This is a genomic window from Streptomyces sp. NPDC053513, from assembly GCF_044544765.1.
GTDB lineage: Bacteria > Actinomycetota > Actinomycetes > Streptomycetales > Streptomycetaceae > Streptomyces > Streptomyces litmocidini.
On record NZ_JBITXP010000050.1, the window covers coordinates 1 to 10,985 of the forward strand.

A 10,985-nucleotide genomic window follows, 5' to 3' on the forward strand; every position below is an offset into this window, starting at 1 on the left:
TGTGGTGTGGAGCCTAGACACCTCCACCACACCGGAGGTCTTCGCCATGATCAAGACCAGCCGGCGTTAACAACGCTCATGATCAATACACCTAGTGTTGGCCGAGGACTCCTCGGTCGCGCAGCTCGCCGAGGTCGGGCAGGCAGACACCGGGAAGGTCGGCGAGCAGGACGACCCGAGCGGCCTGGACAAGTACGGCCTGGGGGCCGGAGCCGCGGGTCCGGCGCTGCGCGGTGGTCACCGGCCGATTCTCCCCGAACTCCCGTGCCCGGTCCGGTGGCGTCTGGCAGGGGTGCGCCTCCCGCGTGGGGTGAGGCGGAAGGCGCGATGCGGGGCAGACAGGGGGAGCACGAGACCAGTCGACTCCGTGCCCCGCAGATCGGGGGGTCGCATGGCTCAACGCAGCTGTCGGCGGCTGACCACGGGGCTTTGGTAAGAGCCGTGGGGCCCTTCCCCGCAGGTACGGGGAACAGTCGTCGTTCGCCTCGGCCAGGGTGGCCTCCGCGGGAGTATCTCCGCGGGTGCGGGGAGCAGACTCTGTGACCTGCAGTTCTACCGTACATACGGCTTCAGCTGAACCACTTTCACCGAAACCTATAAACCGCCCAAATCCACTCCTCTTCCTCGTCCTGCTCGCTTCACAGGCAGGCCCACCTCTGTCCGCCTCGTGGAAGACCTCACCCGGCCCATCGCCTGCACCTGGTCAGCGGCCTCATGACAGGAGAGCCCCCACGCACCGGACCCGATCCGGTGATCCCATGCCTCTGCCGGGCACTCGGTGCGCACCGGCTTCGCATGACTGTGCTGCGGGCTGCCCTGGACGAACAGTTCCTCCGGTTCGGCGGCCGGCGTCACCCTCAGGCCCGTGGCCCGGGTCCAGGCCGTGACCGCCCGTACGTGTCGGGCGCCTCATGCGCCCCTGCCTGCGGGAAGGGGAGGACCGGGGGCAGGGCGTGCACCAGTCGCCGCCGTCCACGACTCGGGGGGATATCCGCAGACGGCGGCGCTGCCGCCCGTCTGCCCACCAAGCCACATCTCACACCAGGATTTCCTGAAAGCGGCACGGGGCGTGTGAGGGCCGGCATCGAGGGCACACGGAGGTGGAGCGGATGGGGCCCGCTCACCCGCCGGGCCTGGGGCCTCCCCCGCCCCGAGGCCTGGCATGGGGAACACCGGCCCGCACCGATGGTGGTTGCATGCAGGCCCACCAGAAGCCCCGGCACCCGCCACAACACGCCGACCGCCTGTGCGCGGTCAGCGGGCACGGCGGTCTGGCCGGCGGTACCCAGGCCACCTCGCCGTACGGACACACACCGGGGCCAGCGCGGATACGCCCGGTACACCGCGTCAGTGCCGCAGGCCGGCGTGGGGCCGGGCCCCCGCGCCCGGCGCCGTCCTGGAGCCGTACCCGACCGGCCGCCCGGCCACCGGCCATCTCCGGCTCGGCCTGACCATGCCCGCCGGCACAGGTGCCACCCAGGTCTGCAGGTGTCGAAGTCACTCGTCGCGACCTGGGTCAAAGGGCTTCAAAGTGATTCCGCGGCACCGGGTGGTCGAACGGACCTTCGGCTGACTCATGCATCACCGTCGCCTCGCCCGCGACTACGAAACTCATCCGCACCGCTCCGAAGCGATGATCCGCCTCGCAATGATCAACCTGATGAGTCCCAGACTCACTCGAGAGTCGACTCTGAACTGGAAGGACTCATGGCCGCCGGGCCACGCTGACCCGCGCATCCTCACCCCTCATCGACCGCGGCCAGCGGCCATCGATAACACTCGCCGCTTCCCGACAGGCGCCGCAGGCATCTTCCCGTTCCGGCAGCCACCCGTAGTCGGACGGTGGCCGGCTTCCTGAAGGCCGCACAACGTCCTGTCGAAGATGCCGAACGCGTGGGAGACACCAGGGGCAAGGCCATCCGCGACGGCCTTCTCCCAGCGCATCCCCAGGGACAGATACGGCGGTCGCAAAATCTCGAACCGCTCGCCGCCTACATGGGTGGCCGCATGGCACCAGGAACAGGACAGGACCAGATTTCCTCTCTCCACACAGTCGGTGGCACCGGCCACCGCCACATCGACCGTCCACACACATCGCACTCCACAGGCGGATCCTCACACACCAGCATGGGCTGCCCCAAGCGGCCTGCATCGCGCCAGTTATCAAACACCCTGGTCAGGACAAAACACTCCTTCAGGTAACTAGGCGTCTTTACATGGATCTTGGGAGGCTTGTCGTACTCACAGAACGGAGAGGTGCGCCGTGGAGGCGGACCGGGATGCCGTGGCCCTCACCCACGCGCCGCGGTTCGCTTCAGGCCGTCGCCAGCCGCCACAACGGTGCCGCACGCCGGGCCATCGGCCCTGCGGCCAGGGAACGATGCAGGGCGTCGGATTCCGCCGGCGTGAGGGCGAGTTCCTCGATGATCCTGCGGGTCGTGACGTAGGCGAGGCCCTCGGCGCGACGGGCGCGCTCGAAGGCGAGGTACCGGTCCAGGACGGCTTCGGGTTCCGCGGGAGGGCGCGGGGCGGGCGGAGCCGGCAGGAGGGCGGCGCGCTGTCGCTCCCGGGCTATCTCGGAGAAGCCGCAGACGGCGTGCGACACCTTCTCGGCGGCCTCCAGGCTGGGGCACGAGGCGAGGGCCCGTGCGAGCGGGCTGAGCCGGAGCGCGTCCTCGCCGGTGAGCCGGTGCACGAGGTGCGAGGAGTCGTCCAGGACGACGGGGGCGGGGGCGTCGCGGGTGCCGCAGACGCCGCGGACGCCGCGGGCCGCCGCGACGAGCATCGCGCCGGCCTCGGAGGGGTGCCAGTCGAAGACGGGCAGCACGTCGTCGGTGTCCTCGGGTGCGAGGGCGAAGGCCGGGTCACCGAGCCGGGGCGTCAGGAGGGCTCGCGGCACCTCGTTGTCCAGGCCGGGCCCGGCGACGTACACGGTGGTCGAAAGGCCCGTCGCGGTGCAGGCGGCCAGGGCCAGCGCGTCGCCGAGTGGGCTGCGCAGCGTCGGTTCGTCACCGCGCGCGACGATGTCGCCGCCCACGTCCACGAGATCGATCCGGTCGGCGCCGCACCAGCGGGCCGCCGCCTCGATCTGCCGGGTGAGGCCGACTGTTCCGTCGTACGGGTCAAGCAGTCCCAGTGCGGGCCGCAGGCCGCCGGCCAGCCGGGGGAGCAGCGAACCGGCCGGAGCCTTGGGCGCGGTCCGTGGGGTGACGAGGGCCAGATGGGGTGCGGGGCGGTCGAGGGCGGTGAAGTCCGGGATGCCGCGCGGCCCGGGCACAGGGTCGACGACGAGCCGTTCCCACGCGTAGGTGAGCACCAGAGCCGGAGTGTGCGGGCCATGCAGGGCGGCGTGCACCATGGCCGCCGTGATGGCGTCGCCGCCGCCTCCCGCGGCGATGAGAAGTCGCTTCATGGCGGACACACAACCCCATGCGCGCCCGCTCCGTCAGGCGTATCGGACGGTCCGGGTCGCCCGTCGCCCGCGTCCGGGGCGGCAATTCGGGAGAAAGCACCTCCTTCACCAAAAGTGCGGACGAACCTCTAGGTCGTGAAGTGCATCTTTTAGTGATCACACTACAGATATCACCTCCCCGGCCGCTCTAGGGTGCCGAGCTGTCACCCCCCGTGACGACCCCTCAGAAAGCGAGGCACATCGCCCATGGGCAAGTCCGTCATGCTTCCGTCGCCCACCCTTCCCCCCACGGCACCCGCCGAGGCTGAAACCCCCTACCAGCAGTACGTCTACGCCTACCCGCACCAGAAGGCCTACCGCCTCCTGGACGAGGGCCCGCTCCTGAGCGACCTGTGGTCCAAAGAACGGCTCGACAGCCTCTCCCTCTACGCCCACGTCCCCTTCTGCGAGATGAGATGCGGGTTCTGCAACCTCTTCACCCGCACCGGCGCCCCCGAAGAGATCACCGCCGCCTTCCTGGACACCCTCGAACGCCAGGCCCGCGTCACCAGAGAAGCCCTCGACGCCCAGGGCAAGCCGTTACTCTTCACCCTCGCCGCCTTCGGCGGCGGCACCCCGACCTACCTCACGGCCGACGAACTCACCCGGCTCTGCGACATATCCGAGAACATCATGGGTGCCGACCTGCAGGCGGCCTCCTGGTCGGTCGAGACCTCGCCCGCCACCGCCACCGCCGACCGGCTCTCCGTCCTCGCCGAACGCGGCGCCAGCCGGCTGAGCATCGGCGTGCAGAGCTTCCTCGACGACGAAGTCCGCGCCGCCGTCCGCCCGCAGAAGCGCCAGGAAGTCGAATCCGCCCTCGCCCGCCTGCGCGACGCCCGGTTCCCCATCCTGAACATCGACCTCATCTACGGCATCGACGGCCAGACCGAACGCACCTTCCAGATCTCCCTCGACGCCGCCCTCGCCTGGGAACCCGAGGAGATCTACCTCTACCCCCTCTACGTCCGCCCGCTGACCGGTCTCAGCTCCCGGCACGCCACCAGCCCCGCCGAATGGGACGACCAGCGACTGCGTCTCTACCGCTTCGGCCGCGACCACCTCCTGTCGGCCGGATACGAGCAGACGTCCATGCGGGTCTTCCGACGCCTCGGCAGCGCCGCCACCGAAAACAACGAGGGCAACAGCATCAACGAGTACAACCAACAGGCCGGCATGGTCGGCCTCGGCGTCGGTGCCCGCTCCTTCACCACCGACCTGCACTACACCACCGACTACGCCGTCGCCGTCCCCGAGGTGCGCCGCATCATCGACGACTACATCGCGACCCCGAGCGAGCGCTTCCGCCGTGCCCAGTGGGCTTTCGTCATGAACGACGACGAACGGCGCCGGATGTACGTCCTCCAGCACCTGCTCGAATCGTCCGGACTCGACGTCATCCGCTACGAGCGCCACTTCGGTACCCGGTTCGAGACCGACTTCGCCGCCCAGCTCGACACCCTCCTGGCCCGCAACTGGGTCCGGGCCGCCGGTACGGTCCTGCGGCTCACTCCGGAGGGCATGGCCCGCGCCGACGCGATCGGGCCGCGGTTCTTCTCCGACCACGTACGCGTGAACATGAGCAGTTACCAGGACCGGTAAGCCGCCCGGTCCCTCACCGCCCCACCGGCTCGGGCCGAGACCCCCGGGCCGCCGCCCGCCGCCGCCCCGGCACCGAGACGGCCACCAGTCCGCCCAGCAGCAGCATGCCGCCCACGACGGCGAGCGGCCCCGGCCGCTCGCCGAGCAGCACCACCCCGAGCACGGTGGCGACCAGTGGTTCGGTCAGGCTCAGCGTCCCCACCGTGGCGGCGCTGAGCCGGCCCACCCCCCGCGTGAACAGCAGATACCCCAGGGTCGTCGTCCCCAGCGCAAGCCACCCCACCAGCGCCGCCCCGCGCGCCGTGAACACCCCCTCCGGAGCGACCAGAAGAGACGGCGAGACCACCAGCCCGGCGCACAGCACGCTCACCGGCGCCGCCGCGTCCAGATCGCCGCCCCGCGCACCCAACTCCTTGGTTGCCGCGATGTAGATGCCGAAGCCGGCACCCGCCGCCATCCCGTACCCCACACCGAGGACGTCCGCCCGTCCCTCGCTGTCGGGCAGCAGCAACAACCCGATCCCGACGACCGCGCACAACGTCCCCGCCGCCCACCGCCGCGACAGCCGCTCGCCGGACAGCAGCAGCCCGCACACCCCGCTGACCACCGGCACAGTCCCGAACGCCGTCGCCGTCGCCAGCGCCGCCCCCGAACGCTCGACCGCCTGCAGGAAGCACACCTGGAACGCGGCCGTCACCAGCACGCTGACCACGACCCACCACCGCACCCCCCGCCTCAGCAGCGTGCGCAGCCCGGCCGGCCGCACCATCACCGCCGTCAGCAGCAGACCGCCCACCAGCATCCGGGCTGCCCCCAGCGACACCGGATGTGCTCCACTCCCGGCCCAGATCTGCGCCGGGCCCACAGTGCCCCACAACACCGCCGCCACCAGCACCGGCACCACACCGCTCACACCGCCCCCTCCCTAGGCACAGACGGCGTGAACGTACCGGTGCGCACAGCCCTGCGACCCCTGGCAGAACCCATGAGATCCGGGCGGCTCCACCGGCGGATACGGCGACTTCGCACCATACGGCCTCGACGATCCCACAGAACCCTGGACAAAGCCCTCAACGAAGCTGTGGACGGAGCCCCTTTACCAGGCCTTGGAGTCCGGATCGTTCCTGAGCCGGATTGATGCGTTGCGTATGTATCCGTGTCGTCCGACCCGAAAACCGTCTTGATCATATGGGCGTCACTGACCACGGCAGATGAATTCGGTTGCGGCACGGCCGGTGAGCTCTGTGAGGTACTTCCGTGGACGGCGCAATGGATCGGGGGGAGCGGAGGAGGATGGGGGGACGTGGGGCCGTGGCGAGACCGGCTCCATGGCGTAGGTGGGCTGTGCTCGTAGGGCCTGTCTGACAATTCCAGTCGGGGCCGGCCTGCCCTGCACGCACGCTCGCCACACGGCCGAAACACCAAACTAGGGCGTTTCCTTCGGATCAGAGGACTTTCCGTCGCTGACGGGCCGCAGCACCGACGCAGTAGACTCCGCGCTCTTGGGTTCAGCGCGCTTGGGGGGCGACGTGGCAGGTGACGGTACCAGCTCTGCGGGAGCGAGGCGTGTCGACTTCGCCGTCACGATGCTGTTCGGCGCGGTGTACGCCAGCGCGTTGTTCCTCGTCGTGACGGGCTTCACCGTGGAACCGAGTGGTTGCGGAGGTCGCTTCCATGCTTCGTGCTCAGGCGGGACGTACTGGCGCCTTGGCGTCGGCTTCAGTCTCATGGCGGTAGTCGCGCCTGTGCTGCACAAGGTTGTACCGAGTGTCCCGTTCGAGCAGGGCGTCGGACGAGGGGGGGCGATCACCGCTCTGGTGTTGGGTGCAACGGCCGGTATCGCCATGACCTTGGCGGTTGTTCGAGTGGTTGCCTGAAGCGTTGAGTCACCTCGTCGACCAGATGAAGATGGCGGCGATGTGGGGTGCGGCGAGGTAGAGGGTGGCGGTCTTGTCGTATCGGGTGGCGAGGCCGCGCCATTGCTTGAGGCGGTTGATGCACCGCTCGACCGTGGTGCGCTGTTCGTAGGCGTCGCGGTTGAAGACGGGCGGTCTGCCTCCGGCACTCCCGCGGCGCTTTCGGTTGGCGATCCGATCGGAAGGCTGCGGGATTACAGTACGCACGCCTCGGCGCCGCAGGTGCTCGCGGATGGCCCGGGACGAGTACGCCTTGTCGGCAAGGAGCGCCTGTGGCGTGGTGCGGGGCCGCCCGACGCTCCGGGGTACTCGCAAGCGGGCCATGACCTGTGTGAAGGCGGGTGCGTCACCGGCCTGACCTGGGGTGAGGTGAAACGCCAGCGGTCGGCACCGACTGTCGGAGGCCAGGTGGATCTTGGTGGTCAGACCGCCGCGGGGCCGTCCGGGGGCATGGTCGGCCGGCTCGCCGACCGACGCCCCTTTCGACTCGTCCCGGCCGCGTGCTGATGGGCACGGACGATCGCGGAGTCGACCGCGACGACCCAGTCCAGATCACCCTCGGCGTCCGCCTGGGCCAGCAGAGCGGTGAAGACCTTCTCCCTGGTGCCGTCGGCGGCCCGTTTCCGCAGCCGGTTGTGGGCGCCTTCCCACGACCCAAAGTGCTCGGGCAGGTCCATCCACGGAGTCCCGGTGCGGTACGTGAACGCGGTGGGGGGGGGGGGGGGGGGGGGGGGGGGGGGGCGCGCCCCCCCCCCCCCGCCCCCCGGCCCGCCCCCCCCCGCCCCCCCCGGGGGGGGGGCGGCCCCCGCCCCCCCCCGCCCCCCCCCCCCCCCCCCCCCCCCCCCCCCACCGCTCACCCCGCTTCGGAGTCCGGTCCGGCAACAGCGGCTCGATCCGCCCCCACTGGGCACCAGTCAGCGACACCCCCAGAGCAACGATCGGATGATCCGAAGGAAACGGTCTAGACGAGCACGGCGAGGACTGGGCGCAGACCTGGCCCTCGGCCACGTGGTCGCCTCACACCCTGCTGGCCGCTCTGCAAGGCCGGTTCGCCGTCGATCGCAAGGCCGCGGTAGCAGTCGGCGTGCAGCCCAGCGACGCAGCTATCACCGAGGAGCTCCAGGCGCGCCTGGAGTACTGCGCGATGTTCCCCGAGGGACCACCGGTCCTCAGCAACTGATCCGGACCTTGGCGCGCGCCTCCCACTCCAGCCCCGGCCTGCCTCTCCGCATGGCAGCCCGGGGCTCGCGCCGGACAAGCACCCCCTACACGACCACGCCTGGCGGGCAGCGCCAGCACTCGAGGAGGACTCACCGATCCTCGCCGCCGAAGTGGACGCAACAGGCGATCCGCCGCCGAGGCGCGCCAGACGCTGGAGCGCCTCGGCTACCCACGCCCCCCTGTGCATGAGCGACAGTGGTGCCGGTGTCTACGGTGGAGGCATGTCGACGTCACATCCGCCCGCCCCCGACCCGGCCCCGGTGCCGATCCGGGTGCTGCTGCGCACGCGGTTCGGTGTTTCGGCGAGTCCTGGGAAGCGGATCTCGGCCAGGTCAGTGTGAAACGCGCTCGTTTGCGGGTGGGTTCGCGAACGCGCGCCTGATCGCGACCAGGGTTACCACCAGTCCGGCGAGGGCCATCGCGCCGGCGGCTATCCAGTGCCGGGGCTCCTGACCGAGGAAGAGGACCGAGGCGGCGCCGACCGCGAGGCCGGCTGCCGGAAGCAGCGCGGTCTTCCAGCCGGGTACGCGGCGACCGGCGAGGGCCAGCATGGAGCCCACGGCGAGGACGCCCCCGCCGAACAGGGCGTACGTGTAGCGCTACCCGCCGTCAGGTAGGCCGTAGCGTCCGCGCGCATGCTGTTCGAGCCCCAGGTCGACGGCTCCACCGACGCTACGAACGCAAAGCCGACCACTTCCTCGCCTTCACCAGCATCGCCTGCACCCTCATCTGCTACCGCAGGCTCACCAAATGAGATGACGTCTTACTGATCTTTTCGTAAGTTCGGTGGGTGTGGTGGGTGGATGGATGAGAGTCTTCTGTCGTGTCGTCGCAACCATCGTCCACGGTTTCTGGGTGGTCTGTTCCTCCGTTGTCGAGGCCGCAGTTGGCGGAGGCTCGGCGAGTCCGTGCGGCCGAGTTGTTCGGGCAGGGCCGCTCGAACGCCGAGATCGCGGGGATGGTAGGGGTCCATGCCGAGAGTGTGCGGCGGTGGAGACGCGCATGGGAGAACGGCGGAGCTCAGGCGATGCGGCGACGGCCGGCATCCGGTCGCCCGCCGAAGTTGGGCGATGCCCAGGTGGAAGAGGTGCGGGCCGCGCTGGAGCGGGGTGCCCAGGCCCACGGCTTCGAGGCCGATCTGTGGACGTTGGAACGGGTCGGTGCGGTGGTTGAGCGTGTAACGGGGGTGTCCCTCTCACGGGCCTCGGTGTGGCGACTGCTGACCGGCCGGCTCGGATGGAGCCTGCAACGGCCCGAGCGGCGGGCGGTCGAGCGGGACGAGTCCGAGATCGCCCGCTGGATCGCGCATGAGTGGCCGCGCATCAAAAAGGGGCCGTGAACACACGTGCCTGGATCGTGTTCCTCGACGAATCAGGTGTCTCGCTCCTTCCGCAGGTCCGTCGCACCTACGCGTCCCGGGGCCGCACCCCGCTGTTGCGGCACCGCCTGAACTGGAAGCGCGCGTCGATGGCCGGGGCACTGGGCTACCACTCCACCGACCCCGACCGTGGGGCCCGCCTGTGCTTTCACCTCAAGCCTGGCAGCTACGACACCGCCGGGCTCATCGAGGTCCTGGAGCAGATGAAGATCTTCTACCGCGGCGAAAAAGTCGTCCTCGTGTGGGACGGCCTGGCCGCCCACTGGAGCCGGACAATGCGGGCCTGGGTCGCCGAACAGGACTGGCTCACCCTCGAGCGATTACCCGCCTACGCTCCCGAACTGAACCCGGTAGAACTGCTGTGGTCCTCGCTCAAGAAGCGCGAGCTCGCCAACCTCGCCGGCGACCACCTCGCGGACGTCGCCGACGCCACCGAACAAGGCATCCACCGCATCAACACCAACCCTCAACTGCCGTGGTCGTTCCTCACCCACACCGCCCTGACCATCCACCCACCACACCCACCGAACTTACGAAAAGATCAGTAGGGAGAACCAGCCCTTGGCTGGGAGGCCCTTCCTGCCTCACTCGGGCTTCATCACCTGGGCCAGGCCCTCAGGGGTGTCCTTCACCTCCGGCGGCGGCCCCGGATTGCCCCGATAGGTCACACCATCGATGGTGACCTTGCCCGTCGCTTCTGCCAGCGGACGATGCTCGGTCAGACCATCAGCCGGCCCGCCGACGAAGGTCACCAGGACAGTGATCGAGTTCGGGTCCATCGAAGCCGTCGCCTCCACACGCTCTACTCCACTCGGGGCTGCAGCACCGTCACCGGAATCACTGCATCCCACGAGCGCAACCAGCAGGCCAACACAGCCCACCATTCTTCGGATCTGCATTCAGGCATCCTGCCAGGGCCAGGTCAGACGGCCTACAGCAGAGACGATCTTGTGACCTCAACGCAGCCCGGACCCCGAACGCGCGCCATCAACTGGGGACGTTCAACCGTACGTAACTGGGGAGCTGAGGCCGTACTCCGACATCAGGTCAGACGGCACTTCGGCCTGCCGAAGCCGGACCTTCTGCAACACCCTTTACGAGCTCGTGCACGATAAGGATTAACGCTCTCCCTTGATCGCATCCATGCTGGTCACAGCCTCGCCTCTTGACAGCAGGCTCCGCTGGCGTGCCCGAATGCTTATCGTGCACGAGCTCGTTAGAGGGCATCTGATCTATGTAGTTGGTGTTTTGGGATGTTCTTGTGACGGCAGGTCGTAGTGCTCGTTGTCCGGGACGTGACACCTCGACGTGCGTATCGCAGTGACGTCTCCGACGCCCGATGGGCTTTGATCGAGCCGGTGTTCACGGCTTGGCGTGCCGGGCGAACCGGTCCCGGAACGACCGCGCGGGTGCATGA

Annotated in this window: 9 protein-coding genes and 3 pseudogenes; 6 read left to right on the forward strand and 6 right to left on the reverse strand. The window is 69.3% G+C overall.

Annotation, left to right across the window (positions count from 1 at the left end; genetic code table 11):
• Nucleotides 1-91: 91 nt before the first annotated feature.
• The gene (locus tag ACIGW4_RS37765) at nucleotides 92-241 is read right to left on the reverse strand and encodes a hypothetical protein (protein ID WP_399586212.1); all 150 of its coding nucleotides are present in this window, start codon (nucleotides 239-241) and stop codon (nucleotides 92-94) included.
• A 1,269-nt stretch (nucleotides 242-1,510) separates the two neighbouring features.
• Here ACIGW4_RS37765 and ACIGW4_RS37770 point away from each other — a divergent pair.
• Nucleotides 1,511-1,702: pseudogene (locus ACIGW4_RS37770) on the forward strand (IS5/IS1182 family transposase); the annotation flags it as partial.
• A gap of 612 nt (nucleotides 1,703-2,314) precedes the next feature.
• Here ACIGW4_RS37770 and ACIGW4_RS37775 read toward each other — a convergent pair.
• Entirely contained in the window at nucleotides 2,315-3,412 is a 1,098-nt protein-coding gene (locus ACIGW4_RS37775) for a DUF1152 domain-containing protein (RefSeq protein ID WP_399586213.1), read from the reverse strand.
• A gap of 246 nt (nucleotides 3,413-3,658) precedes the next feature.
• On the opposite strand from ACIGW4_RS37775, the gene ACIGW4_RS37780 reads away from it, so the two are divergent.
• Entirely contained in the window at nucleotides 3,659-5,053 is a 1,395-nt protein-coding gene (locus ACIGW4_RS37780; RefSeq protein WP_399586216.1) for an STM4012 family radical SAM protein, read from the forward strand.
• Between the two features lie 13 nt (nucleotides 5,054-5,066).
• On the opposite strand, the gene ACIGW4_RS37785 is transcribed toward ACIGW4_RS37780, so the two are convergent.
• Nucleotides 5,067-5,966, reverse strand: a complete 900-nt coding sequence (locus ACIGW4_RS37785) for a DMT family transporter (protein WP_399586218.1) — start codon at nucleotides 5,964-5,966, stop codon at nucleotides 5,067-5,069.
• Nucleotides 5,967-6,639: 673 nt separating this feature from the next.
• Between ACIGW4_RS37785 and ACIGW4_RS37790 the strand changes: the two genes are divergently transcribed.
• Entirely contained in the window at nucleotides 6,640-6,930 is a 291-nt protein-coding gene (locus ACIGW4_RS37790; RefSeq protein ID WP_399586220.1) for a hypothetical protein, read from the forward strand.
• A gap of 9 nt (nucleotides 6,931-6,939) precedes the next feature.
• Here ACIGW4_RS37790 and ACIGW4_RS37795 read toward each other — a convergent pair.
• Nucleotides 6,940-7,676 (reverse strand): annotated as a pseudogene (locus ACIGW4_RS37795) (IS5 family transposase); the annotation flags it as partial.
• A gap of 846 nt (nucleotides 7,677-8,522) precedes the next feature.
• A complete protein-coding gene (locus tag ACIGW4_RS37800) occupies nucleotides 8,523-8,741 on the reverse strand; it encodes a hypothetical protein (RefSeq protein WP_399586222.1) in 219 nt (72 codons plus the stop codon).
• Between the two features lie 272 nt (nucleotides 8,742-9,013).
• Between ACIGW4_RS37800 and ACIGW4_RS37805 the strand changes: the two genes are divergently transcribed.
• Both ACIGW4_RS37805 and ACIGW4_RS37810 read left to right on the forward strand, forming a co-directional pair.
• A complete protein-coding gene (locus tag ACIGW4_RS37805) occupies nucleotides 9,014-9,529 on the forward strand; it encodes a winged helix-turn-helix domain-containing protein (protein WP_399586223.1) in 516 nt (171 codons plus the stop codon).
• Nucleotides 9,526-10,116 carry a transposase gene (locus tag ACIGW4_RS37810; RefSeq protein ID WP_399586226.1) on the forward strand — a complete coding sequence of 197 codons (591 nt, stop codon included), beginning with the start codon at nucleotides 9,526-9,528 and terminating at the stop codon, nucleotides 10,114-10,116. Before ACIGW4_RS37805 ends, ACIGW4_RS37810 begins: the two co-directional genes overlap by 4 nt.
• Nucleotides 10,117-10,152: 36 nt before the next feature.
• Here ACIGW4_RS37810 and ACIGW4_RS37815 read toward each other — a convergent pair whose 3' ends face one another.
• The gene (locus tag ACIGW4_RS37815; protein WP_399586228.1) at nucleotides 10,153-10,467 is read right to left on the reverse strand and encodes a hypothetical protein; all 315 of its coding nucleotides are present in this window, start codon (nucleotides 10,465-10,467) and stop codon (nucleotides 10,153-10,155) included.
• A gap of 396 nt (nucleotides 10,468-10,863) precedes the next feature.
• Between ACIGW4_RS37815 and ACIGW4_RS37820 the strand changes: the two are divergent.
• Nucleotides 10,864-10,985, forward strand: a pseudogene (locus tag ACIGW4_RS37820) (IS5/IS1182 family transposase); the annotation flags it as partial.